The sequence below is a fragment of the Sphingosinicella rhizophila genome, assembly GCF_032378825.1.
GTDB lineage: Bacteria > Pseudomonadota > Alphaproteobacteria > Sphingomonadales > Sphingomonadaceae > Allosphingosinicella > Allosphingosinicella rhizophila.
On sequence record NZ_JAVUPU010000001.1, the window covers coordinates 480,881 to 498,337 of the forward strand.

Here is a 17,457-nt window from a genome sequence, read left to right on the forward strand (position 1 = left end):
TGCTCACGCCATCAGCTCACTCTTCAGCCTCTCACGATCGAGCTTGCCGTTCGGACTCTTCGGCATCTCGTCGCGCCAGACGATAATCGACGGCTGCATAAAATTGGGTAACTCCCGACGCAGAAAGTTCCTCAGCTCGGCGTCGGCGCCCCGGCCGGCGCCTCTCGCCACCAAGGCGATCGCCTCACCGAGTCGATCGTCGGGAACGCCCAGGACGACCGCTTCCTGGACAAAGCCGCTGGAAATCGCCGCCTCCTCCACCTCGGTCGGGCTGACTCTGTTGCCGCTGGTCTTGATCATCGCATCGTCGCGGGCGACGAAATAGAATAGACCCTCCTCGTCCTGCCGCACGCGATCGCCGGACCAGACCGCGATGCCGCCATATCGGGACCCTTTCGGCGCCGGCTTGAAGCGTTCTGCGGTCCGTTCCGGGTCCTGCCAATAGCCCTGCGCCACCAGCGGGCCCGCATGAACCAATTCGCCATCCTCCCCGGGCGCGCACAAGGTACCGTCGGGATGTGACGTCATGACTTCAGCGAAGGGAATCGCCCGGCCGATCGAGTCCGGATGGGTGTCGGTCAGCGACGGATCCAGATAAGTCGAGCGAAAAGCTTCGGTGAGCCCGTACATCAGGAAGATCTCGGCGGCGGGGAAGACTTCCCGCATTCGGCGCACCACCGAGGCCGGCAGACGTCCCCCCGAATTGGTGAGTCTTCTGAGCGAAAGTGACGCTTTCGGCGGCCATTCGGCCTCGATCAGCTGGACCCAAAGCGGCGGCACGCCAGCCAGAGTCGTGATTTCGTGCCGCTCCACCGCGCGGATCACGTCTCGCGCCGAAAGATATTCGAGCGGCACGACGCTTGCGCCGGCGGCCCAGGAGGAGAGCAGCTGGTTTTGGCCATAATCGAAACTGAACGGGAGCACCGCCAGGGTGCGGTCGGCCGGAGACAGGCCCAGATAATGCGCTACGCTGACAGCGCCGAGCCACATATTGGCGTGGCTCAACATCACCCCCTTGGGACGCCCGGTGGAGCCGGACGTGTACAGCAAGGCGGCAAGGTCGCCGGGATCGACCAAGGATGGCGGCAATCGCTCGGTATGCAGGAAAAGCGCTTCACTACCTTCTTCGTCGGCGACGGTGCAATCCTGTGGTGCGTCGCTCGCATCGAGCGTATCGAGCCGCGCCTTGCCGCTGACCAGAAAGCGGGCGCCGCTGTCGGCCAGAATATGCGCCACCTGCGCCCGCTTGAGCAGCGGGTTGACGGGCACATGGACCAAGCCCGCGCGAGCGCAGGCAAGCGGCATCAGGCTCGTCATCCGACCTTTGGGGAGCCAGCTCGCCACTCTGTCGCCTGCTTCCAGGCCTTTTGCCTTCAGCGCGGCCGCCAGCGTGCCGATCGCCGCCTCGAGTCCGGCATAGTCCAGGATGCCATCCCGCGTGACCAAGGCAGGTGCGTCGGGCGCGCCCTGCAAGGTCAGATGGTCGAGCGGACGGGGATTGGGATCGGGGACTTGCACCTTCACTCCTATTGGCTCCACAGCATGTCGGGCAGGCTGGCGCGAAGGGGCATAGCGCGGTGACGGTTAAGGTGGAATTGCTGGATGATCTGGACGCGGTGGAACGGGACGCAGCAGGCGCGCTCGACCGTAGGGCCCAGCTCAGCCTGTTCGACCGACTGAGCTGGTTCCGCCTGCTCGCTCGACATTGTCCGCCCGCTGGCAAGTTCCTGGGGGTGCGTGCCACGGATGGGAACAGCAGGGCCTGGCTGTTCCTTGCGCGTGAAGGCCGCACTGCCAGGGCTTATTCGGCGTGGTACAGTCTGCGCTTCGGCGCCATCGGAGACGCTGCGCTTGTGCCTCGCCTTGCCGACGCACTGAAGCGCGAGGGCCTTGCGAGAATCGACCTTGCCCCGCTGGACCGTGCCTTGCCCCTGAAAGACGCGTTCAACGGCGCCGGCTGGATGGCTTTTCTCACACCCGCCACCGTCTCATGGCAGGTCTCGACGGAAGACAGGGATTTCGCAGCTTATTGGGCCGCCCGTCCGGGCAAGTTGCGCAGCACCGCGGCACGCAAGGCGAAATCGGCAAACCTGGAGATCGTTATATATGATCGTTTCGATGAGGACGCCTGGTCCGATTATGAAGCGATCTACCGGGCCAGCTGGAAGCCCCACGAGGGCTCGCCCGCCTTTCTGCGCGCCTTGGCGGAGCAGGAGGGCGCCGCAGGGACACTACGCCTCGGCATCGCCCGGAAGGACGGCGAACCTGTGGCTGCGCAATTCTGGCTCGTCGAAAAGGGGCATGCCACCATCCACAAGCTCGCTTATGCGGAGTGGGCCAAGCCGCTTTCACCGGGAACCGTGCTCGGCATGGCGATGTTTCGCCACGTTATCGACCGCGATCGCGTCAAGCGGATCGATTACGGGACGGGAGACGACGGCTACAAAAGGGACTGGATGGAGGAGCGGCACATTCTCTGGCGCCTGACCGTCTTCAACCCGCGCACCCTTTCGGGTCTCGCCGGAGCGGCCCGGGCAGCATTTTCCGCGCTTGTCCGGCGGATACGAAGCGGTTAGGCGCGGCTCGGATAGGGAGGCACGGACATGGTTGCAGCCAATGACGATGCCGAAGAGGTCGATGCGACCCTTCGTGCTGTTCTGGTCGACGTGCTCGGCCTTTCCGAGGCACGGGTGGCCCAGTTCGACGAATCGACACCTCTTTTCGGCGCCCTTCCCGAATTCGATTCGATGGCGGTAGCCGGGCTGCTAACAGAGCTCGAAGAGCGGCTCGGAATTCTCATAGAGGATGACGATGTCGATGCCGATATGCTTGAAACTTATGGGTCTTTGCTGACCTTCTCCAAGGCGAAGGCGCTACGGTGAAAGAGCCGGCAGGGCTCGATTACGAGATTTTCGAGGCTGGCCACACGAAGGAATGGCTGATGCGGATCGGGCCCCGCGACGCGCCCTCGATCCTGTTCCTTCCTGCCCTCTTCGAGGAAATGAACCGGACCCGTGCGCTGACAGCCGCGACGATGCGCCTGGTGGCCGCCAGAGGCTTGGCCTGCTGGCTTCCCGACCTTCCGGGGACCGGCGAAAGCCATGCCGCCCTGGAAAACTGCGCCTGGGAGGATTGGCAGTCCGCGATCGCCGCGGCGGCGAGGCACGTTTCCGGCATCAACAAGCTATGCGCGGTCGCCAGCATAAGGGGGGGCGCCCTGCTCGATGGCCATGTTCCAGCGCCGAAGCGATGGCGATTCGCACCAGTGGACGGCACCTCGCTCGTCCGCGATCTCTCCCGTGCAGGATTGATGGGCGGTGGCGGATCGGCGGGCTATTCCCCTCCTCCGGGGCTGCTGGCCGCGCTGGAAACCGCCCAGCCCACTTTGGCTGGCGATATCAGGACGCTCCGCCTTGCGAGCGACCGTAATGACGCCGATCACAAGGTGGCCGGATCGGCCCTGTGGCGACGTTCTGAGCCCGCCACGTCCGAAGCGCTCGCAACGGCGCTTGCCGACGATATACTGAAATGGATCGGGTGATGCGCCGACTGCTATCCTTTCAGTGCGCGGGCGAGACCCTGGGCGCGAGCGTCGACGAAGCTGCCGGCCCGCTCGGCGTCCTGATGGTGACCGGCGGCGGCCAGACCCGAATCGGCTCCCACCGAATGTACGAGCGGCTCGCTGCGCGCCTCGCCGATCATGGTCATCCTTGTTTTCGCTTCGATCGGCGCGGCGTCGGAGACAGCGAGGGCAATGATCCGGGCTTCCGCGCCTGCGGTCCCGATCTGGCCGCAGCGGCACATGCCTTTCGCCAGGAAGGCAAAGGCCTCGAAAAGGTGATCGGCTTCGGCTTGTGCGACGGAGCGACGGCATTGGCGCTGTTCGGTGCCGCGGCCAATCTCGATGGACTCATCCTGGTCAATCCCTGGTTCGTCGAGGCCGAAGCCGGCGTGCCGCCGCCGGCCGCGATCCGGAAACATTATCGGCAACGCCTGACCAGTCTCGACGGCTGGAAAAGAGCGCTCACCGGTTCAATGTCTTATGGAAAGCTTCTGAAAGGAATTGTGAAGATCTTGGCGCCGCCGCCATCGAGCCTGGCCAGTGAGGCGGCAGACGCCTTGGGCACAGCAAGGCTGCCTGTGCGACTGATCCTGGCTCGAGGCGATGCGACGGCCATCGCGGCCGAAGCGGAATGGAACGCACATGCCTTCCGAAAGGTTCGGGACGCGGCGGCCCCGCCGCTCCGGATCGACAGTGATTCCCACACATTTGCCCGCGGCGGCGATCTGGAGGCGTTGCTTCAGGCTTGCCTCGCATCCATCGAGACCCTCTCAGGCGGCGACTGAGGCTTCGAACTCGGCCTCGGCGAGGAACTTCTCTGCGTCGAGCGCCGCCATGCAGCCCGTGCCCGCCGCTGTCACTGCCTGACGATAGATCTTGTCCATGACGTCGCCACAGGCGAACACGCCCGGGACATTGGTGCGGGTGCTGCCGGTCTCGACTTTGATGTAATTGTCCTTGTCGAGGGCGAGATGGCCCTTGAACAATTCGGTCGCGGGCGAGTGCCCGATCGCGACGAAGCCGCCTTCCACGTCCAGGCGCGACAGCTCCCCCGTCTTCGTGTCCTTGAGATCCAGCGCAACCAGCCCCTCGGGCGTGCCGCCGCCGACGAACTCCGCCACCTCCTTGTTCCAAAGCACCTTGATATTGGGGTGGGCGAACAGCCGGTCCTGGAGGATCTTTTCGGCGCGCAGGCTGTCACGCCGATGGATCAAGGTGACGTCATGACTGTGGTTGGTCATGTAAATGGCTTCCTCGACCGCGGTGTTGCCTCCGCCGATCACCGCCACTTTCTTGCCGCGATAGAAAAAGCCGTCGCAAGTGGCGCAAGCGGAGACACCCTTGCCCTTGAGTCTCTCCTCGCTGGGAAGATTCAGCCAACGCGCCTGCGCGCCCGTCGCGATGACGACCGTATCGCCCGTATAGACGGTGCCGCCGTCGCCGATCAGACGAAAGGGCCGGCGCGAGAAATCCACCTCGACGATCGTGTCCCACATCATCTGCGCGCCGACATGTTCGGCCTGGGCTTGCATCTCCTCCATGAGCCAGGGACCCTGGATGACGTCGCGGAAGCCTGGATAATTTTCGACATCGGTCGTTATGGTCAGCTGCCCGCCCGGCTGGATTCCCTGCACGACGATCGGCGAAAGTCCCGCGCGGGCGCCATAAATGGCGGCCGAAAGGCCGGCGGGTCCGGAACCCAGAATGAGCATACGGGTAGAGTGGGTAGCGGCCATTGGCGTCCTGATCCGGCTAGGGTGATTTCAAGGCAGATGGAATCTGACGGCTCGGAAATACGAAAAACAAAGAAAGCTAGACTCGCTTTCGGTTGAATTTACCGGGAACGAGTCTGGTGGAGCCCGCGAGATAGGGATTACCCCACCCCGCGCGCAACCTCCAATCGATGGGGAGAATCAGGCAGCCGCCCTCTGCCCCGGAATCGCAACATCCGGCCTGCCGGCGCGAACCTGGCCCACGACGTCGCGGACGGCCCGGATCACCACGTCGGGGCGGTCGAACTGGATATAATGGCCGGCGTCGGGAACGATTTCGTGGCGGCTGCGGGTGGACCAGGAAGCCTCTTCCTCATGAAGCTGCTTCCACAGCCTGGCCTGGGTGGCTGCATTGGCCTCCGTGAAGCCGATCTGCTCCCGAATCTCTTTCGGCATGGGCTTCGCTGCGGTCAGCACAACCAGCGGTCGATCGCCAAGCGCCCTCAACTTCCCGCCCTGGGCCATGATCCTGTCCAAAGCTTCCGCTTCCTTCATCGCGGAACCGAAGGACGTGCCGATATAGGCACGGGAGGCCGCGGCCGCCTCGGCGGGAAAGCCTGGCTGGGCGCTTGACGGCATTAGGAGCCTCAACACGCCGGACCAGCTGGTTGCCGCCAGTAATTGGGGCAAGCCGCTGCTCATCTCCGGCATGGGCAGGCCAGCCGCCTTGAATCGCTGAAACTGATCGGCGTGCGAAGCGTCCACGAAGACGAGCCCGGCGACCTCATCGCCATAGAGGCGGGTATAATTCATGAGATAGGGTCCGCCGAGCGAATGTCCGGCCATGACGAACGGCCCCTTCTCGCCCGAAGCGGCCAGCAGCTTGTGGAGGTCGGTGGCGACGGCCTCGCCGTCCTGCGGCGTCGATTTCGGCTCGCTCCACATGATGCCGGCCCGGTCATAGGCGCAGGTGCGGCTGATCGCCGCCAGTTCGTCGTGCACCGAACTCCAGGCGAGCGATCCGTTGGAATCGAGACCCGCTTCCAGCACCACCGTCGGGGTGCCGCCGCCACGGCAATCGAGATGCATCTTGCGCCCGCCAATATCCACGAGCTTGCCGGCGGGCTTGTATGTTGCCCTCGCATTGCTCCGGGCGATCTGCTCGTAGATCGTTCCGCCTGCGACGGCGAACACGGCCAGGGCGACGATACCCAGCAGGATCCTCTTCAGCCATTTCAGCATATGCTTTCCCCTCCCCCGTCACGCGCACGCGACGTCACGACTATGCTGCGTCTGATGGATTAAGAGAAGCCCCGGCAAGGGGAATATGCATGCGCAGGAAGAAGTGGGAAACGCGCCCCGCGTCTCAATTCTTCTGATGCGTCATCCGGTCCACCCAGGCGATGCCGATCGCAGACAGGATGAAGGCCATGTGGATGATCGTTTGCCACATGATCGCGGTTTCGGTGATGCGCCCCGTCGGCTGGCCGATCGCGCCCGCTTCGATGAAGGTACGAAGAAGGTGGATGGAGGAAATGCCGATAATGGCCATGGCCAGCTTGACCTTCAGCACCCCGGCGTTGACGTGGCTAAGCCATTCGGGCTGGTCGGGATGTCCCTTCAGCCCCAGGCGCGACACGAACGTTTCATAGCCTCCGACGATCACCATCACGAGCAGGTTGGAGATCATGACGACATCGATAAGCCCGAGCACGAGCAGCATGATCTGCTGCTCGGTGAATTCCCATCCGTGCAAGACCAGATGCTTCAATTCCTTGAGAAACAGGAAGACATAAACGCCCTGCGCCACGATCAACCCGACATAAAGCGGCAGCTGCAGCCATCGCGAGCTGAAGATCAGGAGCGGGAGCGGTTTCAGTCTAACGGGAGCTGACGGATAGGAAGGTTCGATGGCCATGACGGCGCCATATGAAGCGCAGCTGCCATGAGCAAATGGAAACATCGGCCCCGCTGCCTCGCGGTGCAGGCGCTCTATCGCTGCTCCGACGGATGTCGCGGACCGCAATCCTCGCGCATAATGGCGACGTCGGGCAGACGCTCACCTGCTGCACGTTCGCGATCCGGTCCTCCGGGTCGCAGGTCGAAACTCGGGCGCGTTCTTCATGCTCCGGCCAAATCAGATTTTGGAAAATGGTAGCGGAGGAGGGACTTGAACCCCCGACACGCGGATTATGATTCCGCTGCTCTAACCAGCTGAGCTACTCCGCCCCATGGGCAGCACCGCCGCCTGTCGGCGGTCGGCGAGGCGGGGCTATAGGCAGCGCCGCTGCGGCGGTCAACCGAGCCGGAGGGGGCCGCCGCCAAAGCGCAGGGGACAAGCCGTCAATGCTTGGAACTCCCCCGCCTTCCTGTCGTTTCCGGACTGAACGAGATTCGCCACGGAGCGCGATGATGGAACTTTTGACCCCCCTGGAAACGCTGTGCAGAATCATCGTCCGGGCGCGTGAAAACGAAGCGCAGGTGCCAGCGCTCGATCCGGATGAAGATGCCGACGACGTCGACGATCTGGACGACGAAGGCGATCAGGCCCTGTCGGTGCTGGAAGACGAGATCAACACCGGCGTCGAGGAGGAATTGCGCGCGATCCTGGACGACCTAGCCGACGACCAGCTCGCCGAGACGCTGGCGCTGGCCTGGGTCGGGCTTGGAACATATGACGTCAGCGAATGGGAAGATGCCTGTGCCGAGGCGAACGATACCGACCCTGAAAGCGCGGTCGACGAGCTGATGGACATGCCCCTTCTTGCTTCCAATCTCGAGTCCGGGCTCGCCGCCTTCGATTATAGCTGCGACGGCGTCGGCCAGATCGACTAATTCCGGTTATCTTCTGAACGCGTGGGTCCTGATCGGCTCCCAGGGACCATCCCGATAGCGCCATGACGCCAATGCCTTGATCTGGAGCGGCCGAGCCTGGAACATCGCCTTCAGCTGCGCCTGAAGGCGCCGCGCCTCGCCAGGCCTCACCTTGTTCTGAATAGTGATATGCGGCTGCCACGGTGCGATGTCCTGCGGCATCAGCAGGCCGTGAAACGAATCGGCCAGCTCGGCCCGCAGCCGTTCGAGTGCCTCGCTTTCCACCCTCAGCGCCGTCCCCGCCCCCAGATCCATGACGCCGCAGATTCTTGCCTGGGGCGCCCGGGAGCCGGCAGCTGCGGCGAGCCTTCGGGCCAGTTCCGATTCGATGGCCGGCGGAAGATGGTGAAACAGCGTCAGGTGGGCCGGAACCCGGTTCCGTTCGGCTGGATAATGGGCCCGGCGCATTTCCTGCAACCAGCCATTGTCGCCATCGCCGAACAAAGCGGTGACGATGATCGGCGCGCTTCGCACTTCCTCGTCGGCGGTCAGATTTCCACCTGGCTGCCGAGCTCGACCACGCGGTTCGGCGGCAGCTTGAAGAACTCCATCGCACTTTCGGCGTTGCGAAGCATCCAGGAGAAGAGCTTCTCGCGCCACAGCGCCATGCCAGGCCGCGCGCCCGATGCGAGCAGTGTCTGGCGGGCGAGGAAGAAGCTTGTATCCATCATCTTGAATTGCGGACCACAGCTTTCGACACGCGCCAGTGCCGCGGGGACATTCGATTCCTGCATGAACCCGAAACGGATGATGAGGCGATAGAAGCCGGCCCCCAGGTCAAGCAGATCGAAGCGGCGATCCTCCTCGACGAACGGCACATCTTCGATGCTGACCGTCAACAGCATCACCCGCTCGTGCAGGACCTTGTTGTGCTTGAGATTGTGGAGAAGGGCGTGCGGGACGCCGTCCGGAGAGGTCGTCATGAACACCGCTGTTCCGGGTACGCGAGTGGCGCTCTTGGCGGCGGATTTGATGAAGATCTCGACCGGCATCGAGGCTTCGCGCATGCGGCTGATCATCAGCTGCCGGCCCCGGGCCCAGGTCGTCAGGAGGGTGAACGCGACAAGTCCCACCAGCAGGGGGAACCAGCCGCCGTCGGGCACCTTCGTCAAGTTGGCGGAGAAATAGCCAAGGTCGACGGCGAAGAAGATGGCGAGCACCGGGACGGCGATCCAGGTCTTCCACCGCCATAGCGAGAAGAGCACGACCGAAAGCAGGCAGGTGTCGATGAACATCGCACCGGTCACCGCGATGCCATAGGCCGCCGCGAGGTTGCTCGAATTCTGGAAGAAGAGGACGAGCAGGATGACCATCACCATCAGCAACCAGTTGATCACCGGAATGTAGATCTGACCGGCGGCATGGGCGCTGGTATGGCTGATGCGCAACCGCGGCATGAAACCGAGCTGGATCGCTTGCTGGGTCACGGAAAACGCGCCCGAAATCACCGCCTGGCTGGCGATGACGGTGGCCAGGGTGGCAAGAATGACCAGGGGAAGACGCATTATCTCAGGCGCCAGGAAAAAGAATGGGTTGCGCACGACCTCCTGGGCCGCCGCCAGATCCATCGACAGGATCATGGCACCCTGCCCCATATAATTGAGCATCAGCGCCGGCATCACGAAGAAGAGCCACGACACGCCGATCGGCTTGCGTCCGAAATGCCCCATATCGGCATAGAGGGCCTCGGCCCCGGTCACGGCAAGGACGACGGAGCCCAGCGCGAGAAATGCGCGCCATCCATCCTCGAGGAAGAATTGCACCGCATTCCACGGATTGAGCGTTTGCAGGATCACCCCCGGCGAGCCGGCGACATAGACCACGCCCAACACCGAGATGGTCAGGAAATAGACCAGCATGATCGGACCGAACATGGCGCCGACCATCGCCGTTCCACGCGCCTGGATCGTGAACAGCCCGATCAGGATCGCGATCGCGATCGGAACGACGAAGGGTTCAAATCCGCTTTGGACGGTGGTCAGCCCCTCGACCGCCGACAGCACCGAAATGGCCGGCGTAATCATGCTATCGCCATAGAAAAGCGCCGTTGCGAAGACGCCGAGGAGCACGATGCCGGCCGTCCATCTTTTCTTGCTGCCTTCGCCCTTGCGGTTGATCAAGGCGAGAAGCGCCAGGCTGCCGCCCTCGCCCTTATTGTCGGCGCGCATGATGACGGCGACATATTTGAACGTCACCACGATCATCATCGACCAGAAGATGAGGCTGAGCACGCCGTAGATGTGAAGCGGATCGGGTATGAGCTGGTGATGACCGGCAAATGTTTCGCGAAAGGCGTAAATGGGGCTGGTGCCGATGTCGCCGAAAACGACGCCGACCGCGCCGACGGCAAGCTTCGCCAGCCCCCCCTGATGGGAAGCCGGCCCCTCCGCTTCTGGCGCGGAAGATGTTTCAGGAACGTCGGCGGTATCGTTCATCGGTCAAAGAGGGCAGACGCCCCTGGAACCTCTCGCGCAAAAGGCACTGGCCCCGCCAGGCGCGCCGCGCTTAGCACGCCCATCCCCTCCGCCGCAACGGCGGCGGCAAGGCCATCGATCTAATCGTCCCGCTGCAACGTCCTGATCGTGAACTGCGTCACCAGCCGATGGACGCCAGGAAGCGCCGAAAGCACCTCCCGATGGACCCGCTCGTAGCTGTCCTCCGCCGGGACGAGCACCTTGATCAGATAATCGGAGGCGCCGCCCACCAGATGGGCCTCGCGGACATGCCGGGTACGGGCGAGCGCCTGTTCGAAGGTCGCCATCGTCGCCTGGCGCTGGTCGACCAGCGTGACCGATACGAACACCGTCGATGGTTTGCCGAGCGCTTCGTGCGAGAGTCGCGCACGATAGCCAATGATGGCACCCGAATCCTCAAGCGCCTTCACCCGCCGATGCGCGGCCGAGGGAGACAGGCCGACGACCGCTCCGAGCTGCTCGCTCGTTACGGCCGAATCCAAAGCTAGATGCTCAACGATCTTGCGGTCTATGCTATCCATGCGGGAGGAAAGTGCACTAGTAGGTCACGATATGCAATGAATTCCTGCAATTGGCCAGTGCCATGGAAAAGTTCGCACACAATTCCCGCAGGGAATGCGGTAAGATTGCGTTTCGAACTGCTGGAGGAATGGTCATGCGCGTCGGTGTGCCGAAGGAGATCAAGAATCACGAATATCGCGTCGGCCTCACCCCCGCTTCGGTGGCCGAGTTGGTAGCCGCTGGTCACGAGGTGATTGTCGAGACCAAGGCCGGTGGCGGCATCGATTTCAGTGATGGCGATTATCAGTCCGCCGGTGCACGCATCGCCGCATCGGCTGCCGAGACCTTTGCTGCCGCCGACATGATCGTGAAGGTGAAGGAGCCGCAGCCGCAGGAAATCGCCCTGCTTGAGCCGCGCCATCTGCTCTTCACCTATCTCCATCTCGCGGCCGACAAACCGCAGGCGGAGGGACTGATGAAGTCGGGCGCCACGTGCATCGCTTATGAAACAGTGACAGCCAATGATCGATCCCTTCCTCTGCTGAAGCCGATGTCGGAAGTGGCTGGACGAATGTCGGTCCAGGTCGGCGCCCATTATCTCGAAAAGGAACAAGGCGGGCGCGGCGTGCTGCTCGGCGGTGTACCAGGCGTCGCGCCGGCGCGGGTGGCGATCTTCGGCGGCGGGGTCTCGGGTGTGAACGCCGCGCAAATGGCGGTGGGCATGCGCGCCGACGTCACAATCTACGACATCTCGAACGCCCGGCTGGCGGAACTGGACATGTTCTTCGGCAGCCAGATCAAGACGGCCTACGCCTCCAAGGCGGCGATCGCGAACGCGGTCACCAAGGCAGAGCTGGTGATCGGCGCCGTGCTTGTGCCGGGCGCGGCGGCGCCCCGACTCGTGACCCGGGATATGCTCAAGACCATGAAGCGCGGATCAGTGCTGGTCGACATCGCCATCGATCAGGGCGGGTGTTTCGAAACCTCCCGTCCGACCACCCACCAGGATCCGGTCTATGAAGTGGATGGGGTCATTCACTATTGCGTCGCCAACATGCCTGGCGCGGTCGCGCGGACGTCCGCATTCGCCCTGAACAATGCCACCCTTCCCTTTGTCCTGCGCCTCGCCGATCAAGGCGCGGAAGAGGCTATGAGGTCCGATCCCCATCTCGCCAACGGCCTGAACGTTTCCGGCGGCAGGATCCGCCACCAGGCGGTGGCCGAAGCGCTCGACCTTCCGTTCGAAGCCGCAGCCTGATATTCGGAACAAATCTGGAACGACCTCGTTGAAGAACCTGGATCTTTTTCAGGGAAATCAACGATGTCCGATCAACTGAAGACCGAGCCCGCAGCGGAGAAAGACCCGGCAGATTGGGTGACGGGCGAGGAACGAATGACAGGTCCCCAGGCTTCCTATCTCAGGACGTTGAGCCAGGAAGCCGGCGAGGATTTCGACGAGTCGCTGACCAAGGCCGAAGCGTCGAAGAGAATCGAGGCGCTGCAGCTGAAAACCGGTCGCGGCATGGACCACTGATCGCTCGCGATCAGCGAATTTGTCCCGCAGCCCTGGCTCGTTCTATCGCCCTCACGCGCTCCTCGACCATTGGCCGCCATTCGGCGCCGGGCGCCCCGGCCGCTAGCATGGCGCGCCAGATGCGCTCAGCCTCATCGAACCTGCCGGCTTGGGCAAGCGCAAGACCATAGAAGAACTTCGGTCCCGGATGGTCCGGCGCCAACCGGGCCGCGCGCTGAAAGGCCAGTTCCGCGGCCGGATTCATCAGTCCTCCCCCATGGATGACCAGAGCATTACCCAGCCCGACCCAGAGATCGGGATCGCGGGGATGCTCGCGCAGCCCGGCCTGAATCACCTTGGCCGCGCTTTCACTGTCGCCGCGCCGCTGGAAGACTTCGGAAATCGTGAGCCAATGGGCCGCATTGTCGAAGCGGCCAAGTAGACCGGCGCGCATCTTGGCGAATTCGCTGTCGGGCACCTCCCGCTCGACGACCGGCGGCGTCGGCTTGCCGGCCAGGATTGGACGGCCCTGCCACGCATAGCCGGCCATTCCGAGCAACAAGGCCGCGCCGACGAACTGAAGGCTCGGACGGTCCAGCCCGCCAATGCGCCACAATCCGCCCAGAATAGCGAACACCATGAAAAGGACGATCGGCCACCCCATCAGCGTGTCTTCCGTCGAAAGCGCCCACGCGCGAGCCACAGGCCACCGGCAAGCAGGATCAACGGCGCCGCCCAGAGCGGCCATGTCACAGGTTCCACCGGCGGATCATAGCTTACCCAAGCCCCGTAACGCTCGACCAGCCATTGCCTGATCGCCTCAGGCTCCTCCCCGGCTGCGATCCGTTGCCGGACCAGGGCGCGCATATCTCCCGCCATGTCGGCATCGCTGTCGGCGATCGACTGGCCCTGGCAGACCAGGCAGCGCAAAGTCTCCATCAGCTTTTTGGCTTCGGCCTCCTGAGCGGGATCTTGCAATTGGCGGTCGGCATAGCGGGCCGGCGGCAGGGAAGATTGCGCCAAAGCAGGAGCTGCCGACGAGGTCATCATGACGAGAAGGGCCGGCAGATATTTCACCGCGCATCCTCATAGGCGGCAACGAGCTCGGGAAGATTTTCCGGCCTGATATCGCCGATATGCTGGTAGCGTATCACGCCTTGGCCATCGACGACGAACGTCTCGGGCACGCCGGACGAACCCAGGGCGAATTGGACCTCGGTTTCGGGATCGCTTCCGATCCGCGCGAAGGGATCGCCATATTTGGCGAGGAATGCAGCCACATCTTCCGGCCGATCGCGAATGGCAATGGCATCGATCGGAATTCCCCGCTGCTTCAACGCGATCAGCTGCGGCGATTCGACGGCACAGGGAAGACACCAGCTGGCGAAGACGTTGAGCAACCGCGGTTCGCCCGATTTCAGATCCGCCGAGCTCAGTCCCGGATGGGAAGAAGTGGCCGGCTGGAGCGCGAAGTCGGGCAGAGTCTTGCCGATCATCCTGGAATGAATGCGCGTGTCCGCCGGCGTGCGGAGGCTGATCGCCACCGTTACCGCGAAGATGACGAAGATGGCGAGCGGCAGCCACAGGATGAAGCGTTTCATGCTTCGAGCTCCTCCAAATGCCTGCGCTCGCGCCGCACCCGCCCGATCAGAGCGAACAGGCCGCCGAGCGCCACAAGCGCACCACCCAGCCAGATCAAGGTCACGGCCGGTTTCCACCATAAGCGCAATTGCCAACGCCCTTGCCCGTCCGCCTTCCCCAGCACCGTGTAGAGCTGCCCGTCGAGACGAGTTGCGATCGCCGCCTCGTTGGTCTCCATAGACGGCGCGCTGAACGTCCGCGCCTGGGGCCGGAGGCGAAAGGCCCCGCTGTGACCGCGGCTGGCGCTGAGCACCGCCTCATTGGCCGTCCAATTGGGTCCTGCAATCGGGTTCACGCCTTCGAACCGGACCTGGTAGGGCCCGACATGGGCGATATCGCCCGGCCGCGCGGCAACGAGGGTCTCGCGACTGAACGCGCTTTCGGAGGCCATGCCCGCCAAGCTGACGGCAATGCCGAGATGGGCGATCACCATCCCCCAGACGAAGAGCGGCGTGCGCCTGAGGTTGCGTTTCCATAGAGGCGCCAGACTGGCGGCCGCGGTGCCGCCGGCAAGGGTGAGGCCGAGCAGGGGCAGCACGCCGATTCCAGGTGCCGCCAGCAACAAGGCAAGCAAAGCGCAGGCCGTCAGCCCGATGGGCAGCGCCATTCGCCTCACCACTTCCTTCAACCGGTCCCGGCGCCAGCGCAAAAGCGGCCCGACCGCCATTACCATCACGAGGACCAAAGCGAGCGGCCCGGCGGCCTTGTTGAAATAAGGGGGGCCAACCGACAATTTTTCAGCCGAGACCGCTTCGACGACCAACGGATAAAGGGTGCCGACCAGGACAATGCCGAGAATCGCCGAGAGAAGGAGATTGTTGGCGACGAGCGCGCCTTCGCGGCTGACCGGCTCGAAGGTCGACCCTTCCCGTACCGTACCTACGCGAAAACCGAACAAGGCGAGCGCACCGCCGATATAGAGCGACAGCAGCATCAGGATGAAGCTCCCGCGTGCGGGATCGACCGCAAAGGCATGGACGCTGGTGAGGATACCGGAGCGCACGAGGAAAGTGCCCACCATGGACATCGAGAAGGCGACCACGGCCAACATCACTGTCCAGGCGCGAAGCCCGTCCCGGGTCGCCAGCACCGTGACCGAATGAAGCAAGGCGGTGGCGGCCAGCCAAGGCATCAGCGAGGCATTCTCGACCGGGTCCCAGAACCACCAGCCGCCCCAGCCGAGTTCATAATAGGCCCAATAGCTGCCGGCGGTGATCCCCAAAGTCAGGAAAATCCAGGCCGCCAGTACCCAAGGTCGCATCGCCTTGGCGAATGCGGGACCGACGTCTCGCGTCACCAGGGCGCCGACTGCGAAGGAGAAAGCCACGGATATGCCGACATAGCCGAGGTAGAGAGTAGGCGGATGGAAAGCGAGGCCGGGATCCTGGAGCAGCGGATTGAGGCCCTGCCCCCGCGGTGGTGCGGGGTCGAGGCGCTCGAACGGATTGGAGGCAAAGAGAAGAAAGGCATAGAAGCCGAGACCGATCGCCGCTTGCGCGGCCAAGGTCGCAATCAGCGTCCGTTCCGGCAGCCGCCGTTCGAACAGCGCGACGGCGGCGCCGGCAATGCCAAGCACCGTCACCCAGAGAAGCATCGACCCTTCGTGATTTCCCCAGGCGCCGGCGAACTTGTACAGCCAGGGCTTCATGGAATGGCTGTTGGCGGCGACGAGAGCAACGGACAGGTCCGTCCTCAGGAACAATTGGATCAGCGCGAGAAAGGCGATGCCCACCAGCGCCGCCTGGGCGACCGCTACCGGCCGCACCGCGCGGAGCAGAATCGCGCCGTCCGGTCGCAACGCCGCTGCGCCGAAGAACAGCTGCAGCAGCGACAGCGAGGCTGCGAGCCAGAGGGCGCCGAGGCCCGCCTCGGCGATCATTTCAGCGAACCGCTTTCATGCTTCGCTCCCGCCAGCTGCGGCGGCATGTAATTTTCGTCATGCTTGGCCAGGATCTCGTCGGCGACGAACAAGCCGTCCCGCTGAAACCGGCCTTCGGCGACCACTCCGCTTCCTTCTCTGAACAGATCCGGGGGGATGCCGGTGAAGCGGACCGCGATAATGTGTGGCGTTTCATCCATCACCGTGAAGTGGATTGTAACCCCGTCCGGGGCGCGCCGCAGCGAACCCGGCTTCACCATGCCCCCGATCCTGACGGCGCGGTCGAGCGCGGGCGCCGCCTTTGCGACATCTCCGGGCGCATAGAAATAAGCCGCCTGGTCCTTCAGGGCCGACATGGCGAGCAAGACCGCGATCAGGACGGCGACGATGGCAAGCAGAAGCAAGGCCAACCGCTGGTTCTTGGCCTTCACTTGTCCCCCCGCAACGCTTCCGCCTCCGCCTCGGCCCGCCGCATGGCCACCAGGCTCTGCCAGACCAGACCGCCGGTGCCAACGAAAGTCAGCGCATAAGCGACGATGATGAACGGCCAAGGATTCATGCCGCCATCCGCCGCAATCGCGCCTCGACCTTGGCGCGGGCCAGCATGGCGCGCATCCGCATCAACACGATGGATCCGAATAGCATGAAAAATCCCAGTGCCCCGACGAGCAGGGGCCAAAGCATCGACGAATGGATGCTCGAGCTCGTCAGGCCAATGCTCTGGCCCTGATGCAAGGTCCGCCACCAGAGAACCGAATAATGGATGATCGGCAGGTTGATGGCGCCGACCAGTCCGAAAATGGCCGTAATCCGCCCTTCCCCGCCGCGCTCCCGGTCGGCTTCGGCGAGCGCTACATAGGCAATGTATAGGAACAACAGGACCAGCATCGACGTCATCCGGCCGTCCCACTGCCAATAGGTCCCCCAGGCGGGCCGGCCCCACAGCGACCCGGTGACAAGGCAGAGAGACGTGAATACGGCGCCCGGCACAGCAATCGCCCGCGCGGCCACGGCGGCGAGCGGGTGCCGCCAGACGATCTGCATCAGGCTCGCGATCGCAATGCCGAGCCAGCCGCCCATGCCCAGCCAAGCTGACGGAACATGGATATAGAGAATGCGGACGCTGTCTCGCTGCAGATAATCGGGAGGCGTCAGAAAGAGCCCGGCAGCCATTGCGATGACGGCCAGGATGCCCCCACCCCAGCCGAGCAAGGCGGTCAAGGGACGGGCGATCTTGAGGAAACGTGCCGGATTAGCGAAAATATGCATTGGCGCGGCGCTCTTTAGCGAAGAGCGCGCGT

The 17,457-nt window shown here is 63.6% G+C and carries 21 protein-coding genes and 1 tRNA gene; 7 read left to right on the forward strand and 15 right to left on the reverse strand.

The annotated features are described in order from the left end of the window. Positions 1 to 3: 3 nt before the first annotated feature. Complete coding sequence (locus RQX22_RS02205; protein ID WP_410001582.1) at positions 4 to 1,524, reverse strand: acyl-CoA ligase (AMP-forming), exosortase A system-associated; 1,521 nt, start codon at positions 1,522 to 1,524, stop codon at positions 4 to 6. Positions 1,525 to 1,577: 53 nt separating this feature from the next. Here RQX22_RS02205 and RQX22_RS02210 point away from each other — a divergent pair, with 53 nt between their 5' ends. Genes RQX22_RS02210 through RQX22_RS02225 form a run of 4 tightly spaced genes read left to right on the forward strand, consistent with a single transcriptional unit; the run spans position 1,578 to position 4,347 of the window. Continuing rightward, the gene (locus RQX22_RS02210; RefSeq protein WP_315723222.1) at positions 1,578 to 2,576 is read left to right on the forward strand and encodes a GNAT family N-acetyltransferase; all 999 of its coding nucleotides are present in this window, start codon (positions 1,578 to 1,580) and stop codon (positions 2,574 to 2,576) included. Positions 2,577 to 2,603: 27 nt separating this feature from the next. After that, on the forward strand, positions 2,604 to 2,882 hold the full coding sequence (locus RQX22_RS02215) for an acyl carrier protein (RefSeq protein ID WP_315723224.1): 279 nt from the start codon (positions 2,604 to 2,606) through the stop codon (positions 2,880 to 2,882). Then, positions 2,879 to 3,541, forward strand: a complete 663-nt coding sequence (locus RQX22_RS02220) for an alpha/beta hydrolase family protein (protein WP_315723226.1) — start codon at positions 2,879 to 2,881, stop codon at positions 3,539 to 3,541. The genes RQX22_RS02215 and RQX22_RS02220 overlap by 4 nt, the downstream gene beginning before the upstream one ends. Next, complete coding sequence (locus tag RQX22_RS02225) at positions 3,541 to 4,347, forward strand: hydrolase 1, exosortase A system-associated (protein ID WP_315723228.1); 807 nt, start codon at positions 3,541 to 3,543, stop codon at positions 4,345 to 4,347. The genes RQX22_RS02220 and RQX22_RS02225 overlap by 1 nt, the downstream gene beginning before the upstream one ends. Here RQX22_RS02225 and trxB read toward each other — a convergent pair. From trxB to RQX22_RS02245, 4 genes are all read right to left on the reverse strand, one after another. Beyond that, positions 4,333 to 5,298 (reverse strand): thioredoxin-disulfide reductase, encoded by a 966-nt coding sequence (trxB, locus tag RQX22_RS02230; protein ID WP_315723229.1) that lies wholly within the window; start codon positions 5,296 to 5,298, stop codon positions 4,333 to 4,335. The two genes, RQX22_RS02225 and trxB, sit on opposite strands and share 15 nt — an antisense overlap. A gap of 177 nt (positions 5,299 to 5,475) precedes the next feature. After that, positions 5,476 to 6,516: an alpha/beta fold hydrolase gene (locus RQX22_RS02235; protein WP_315723231.1), complete on the reverse strand. Its 1,041-nt coding sequence runs from the start codon at positions 6,514 to 6,516 to the stop codon at positions 5,476 to 5,478. Positions 6,517 to 6,640: 124 nt separating this feature from the next. Next, a complete protein-coding gene (locus RQX22_RS02240; RefSeq protein ID WP_315723233.1) occupies positions 6,641 to 7,192 on the reverse strand; it encodes a TIGR00645 family protein in 552 nt (183 codons plus the stop codon). Positions 7,193 to 7,426: 234 nt separating this feature from the next. After that, positions 7,427 to 7,503, reverse strand: a tRNA-Met gene (locus RQX22_RS02245). A 180-nt stretch (positions 7,504 to 7,683) separates the two neighbouring features. Between RQX22_RS02245 and RQX22_RS02250 the strand changes: the two genes are divergently transcribed. Next, positions 7,684 to 8,109: a DUF3775 domain-containing protein gene (locus RQX22_RS02250; protein WP_315723235.1), complete on the forward strand. Its 426-nt coding sequence runs from the start codon at positions 7,684 to 7,686 to the stop codon at positions 8,107 to 8,109. Between the two features lie 6 nt (positions 8,110 to 8,115). Here RQX22_RS02250 and RQX22_RS02255 read toward each other — a convergent pair whose 3' ends face one another. The 3 genes from RQX22_RS02255 to RQX22_RS02265 form a co-directional block, all read right to left on the reverse strand. Further along, the gene (locus tag RQX22_RS02255; RefSeq protein ID WP_315723236.1) at positions 8,116 to 8,622 is read right to left on the reverse strand and encodes a 2'-5' RNA ligase family protein; all 507 of its coding nucleotides are present in this window, start codon (positions 8,620 to 8,622) and stop codon (positions 8,116 to 8,118) included. A 14-nt stretch (positions 8,623 to 8,636) separates the two neighbouring features. Beyond that, entirely contained in the window at positions 8,637 to 10,583 is a 1,947-nt protein-coding gene (locus RQX22_RS02260) for a potassium transporter Kup (RefSeq protein WP_315723238.1), read from the reverse strand. A 119-nt stretch (positions 10,584 to 10,702) separates the two neighbouring features. Then, the gene (locus RQX22_RS02265) at positions 10,703 to 11,143 is read right to left on the reverse strand and encodes an Lrp/AsnC family transcriptional regulator (RefSeq protein WP_315723240.1); all 441 of its coding nucleotides are present in this window, start codon (positions 11,141 to 11,143) and stop codon (positions 10,703 to 10,705) included. 134 nt (positions 11,144 to 11,277) lie between these two features. Between RQX22_RS02265 and ald the strand changes: the two genes are divergently transcribed. Together ald and RQX22_RS02275 are read left to right on the forward strand one after the other, a co-directional pair. Beyond that, positions 11,278 to 12,381: an alanine dehydrogenase gene (ald, locus tag RQX22_RS02270; protein ID WP_315723241.1), complete on the forward strand. Its 1,104-nt coding sequence runs from the start codon at positions 11,278 to 11,280 to the stop codon at positions 12,379 to 12,381. A gap of 63 nt (positions 12,382 to 12,444) precedes the next feature. Continuing rightward, a complete protein-coding gene (locus RQX22_RS02275) occupies positions 12,445 to 12,657 on the forward strand; it encodes a DUF3072 domain-containing protein (RefSeq protein ID WP_315723243.1) in 213 nt (70 codons plus the stop codon). Positions 12,658 to 12,667: 10 nt separating this feature from the next. Here the strand turns inward: RQX22_RS02275 and RQX22_RS02280 are convergent, their stop codons facing one another. The 7 genes from RQX22_RS02280 to ccmC are packed head-to-tail and all read right to left on the reverse strand — an operon-like array spanning position 12,668 to position 17,425. Continuing rightward, positions 12,668 to 13,300, reverse strand: a complete 633-nt coding sequence (locus RQX22_RS02280) for a tetratricopeptide repeat protein (RefSeq protein ID WP_315723244.1) — start codon at positions 13,298 to 13,300, stop codon at positions 12,668 to 12,670. Next, entirely contained in the window at positions 13,300 to 13,713 is a 414-nt protein-coding gene (locus RQX22_RS02285; RefSeq protein WP_315723245.1) for a cytochrome c-type biogenesis protein, read from the reverse strand. Before RQX22_RS02285 ends, RQX22_RS02280 begins: the two co-directional genes overlap by 1 nt. Beyond that, positions 13,710 to 14,237, reverse strand: a complete 528-nt coding sequence (locus RQX22_RS02290; RefSeq protein ID WP_315723247.1) for a DsbE family thiol:disulfide interchange protein — start codon at positions 14,235 to 14,237, stop codon at positions 13,710 to 13,712. The genes RQX22_RS02285 and RQX22_RS02290 overlap by 4 nt, the downstream gene beginning before the upstream one ends. Continuing rightward, entirely contained in the window at positions 14,234 to 16,156 is a 1,923-nt protein-coding gene (locus RQX22_RS02295) for a heme lyase CcmF/NrfE family subunit (RefSeq protein ID WP_315723249.1), read from the reverse strand. Before RQX22_RS02295 ends, RQX22_RS02290 begins: the two co-directional genes overlap by 4 nt. Next, complete coding sequence (gene ccmE / locus RQX22_RS02300) at positions 16,153 to 16,587, reverse strand: cytochrome c maturation protein CcmE (protein ID WP_315723251.1); 435 nt, start codon at positions 16,585 to 16,587, stop codon at positions 16,153 to 16,155. Before ccmE ends, RQX22_RS02295 begins: the two co-directional genes overlap by 4 nt. After that, the gene (locus tag RQX22_RS02305) at positions 16,584 to 16,715 is read right to left on the reverse strand and encodes a hypothetical protein (RefSeq protein WP_315723253.1); all 132 of its coding nucleotides are present in this window, start codon (positions 16,713 to 16,715) and stop codon (positions 16,584 to 16,586) included. Before RQX22_RS02305 ends, ccmE begins: the two co-directional genes overlap by 4 nt. Then, on the reverse strand, positions 16,712 to 17,425 hold the full coding sequence (gene ccmC, locus RQX22_RS02310; RefSeq protein ID WP_315723255.1) for a heme ABC transporter permease CcmC: 714 nt from the start codon (positions 17,423 to 17,425) through the stop codon (positions 16,712 to 16,714). The genes RQX22_RS02305 and ccmC overlap by 4 nt, the downstream gene beginning before the upstream one ends. Positions 17,426 to 17,457: the final 32 nt, after the last annotated feature.

Excerpts from the sequence above, each read along its gene's own strand:
- RQX22_RS02295 (WP_315723249.1), bottom strand. The coding sequence starts at position 16,156 with ATGATCGCCGAGGCGGGCCTCGGCGCCCTCTGGCTCGCAGCCTCGCTG.
- RQX22_RS02305 (WP_315723253.1), bottom strand. The coding sequence starts at position 16,715 with ATGAATCCTTGGCCGTTCATCATCGTCGCTTATGCGCTGACTTTCGTT.
- RQX22_RS02250 (WP_315723235.1), top strand. The coding sequence starts at position 7,684 with ATGATGGAACTTTTGACCCCCCTGGAAACGCTGTGCAGAATCATCGTC.
- RQX22_RS02280 (WP_315723244.1), bottom strand. The coding sequence starts at position 13,300 with ATGGGGTGGCCGATCGTCCTTTTCATGGTGTTCGCTATTCTGGGCGGA.
- RQX22_RS02240 (WP_315723233.1), bottom strand. The coding sequence starts at position 7,192 with ATGGCCATCGAACCTTCCTATCCGTCAGCTCCCGTTAGACTGAAACCG.
- RQX22_RS02290 (WP_315723247.1), bottom strand. The coding sequence starts at position 14,237 with ATGAAACGCTTCATCCTGTGGCTGCCGCTCGCCATCTTCGTCATCTTC.
- RQX22_RS02235 (WP_315723231.1), bottom strand. The coding sequence starts at position 6,516 with ATGCTGAAATGGCTGAAGAGGATCCTGCTGGGTATCGTCGCCCTGGCC.
- ald (WP_315723241.1), top strand. The coding sequence starts at position 11,278 with ATGCGCGTCGGTGTGCCGAAGGAGATCAAGAATCACGAATATCGCGTC.
- trxB (WP_315723229.1), bottom strand. The coding sequence starts at position 5,298 with ATGGCCGCTACCCACTCTACCCGTATGCTCATTCTGGGTTCCGGACCC.
- RQX22_RS02275 (WP_315723243.1), top strand. The coding sequence starts at position 12,445 with ATGTCCGATCAACTGAAGACCGAGCCCGCAGCGGAGAAAGACCCGGCA.
- RQX22_RS02260 (WP_315723238.1), bottom strand. The coding sequence starts at position 10,583 with ATGAACGATACCGCCGACGTTCCTGAAACATCTTCCGCGCCAGAAGCG.
- RQX22_RS02215 (WP_315723224.1), top strand. The coding sequence starts at position 2,604 with ATGGTTGCAGCCAATGACGATGCCGAAGAGGTCGATGCGACCCTTCGT.
- RQX22_RS02225 (WP_315723228.1), top strand. The coding sequence starts at position 3,541 with ATGCGCCGACTGCTATCCTTTCAGTGCGCGGGCGAGACCCTGGGCGCG.
- RQX22_RS02265 (WP_315723240.1), bottom strand. The coding sequence starts at position 11,143 with ATGGATAGCATAGACCGCAAGATCGTTGAGCATCTAGCTTTGGATTCG.
- ccmC (WP_315723255.1), bottom strand. The coding sequence starts at position 17,425 with ATGCATATTTTCGCTAATCCGGCACGTTTCCTCAAGATCGCCCGTCCC.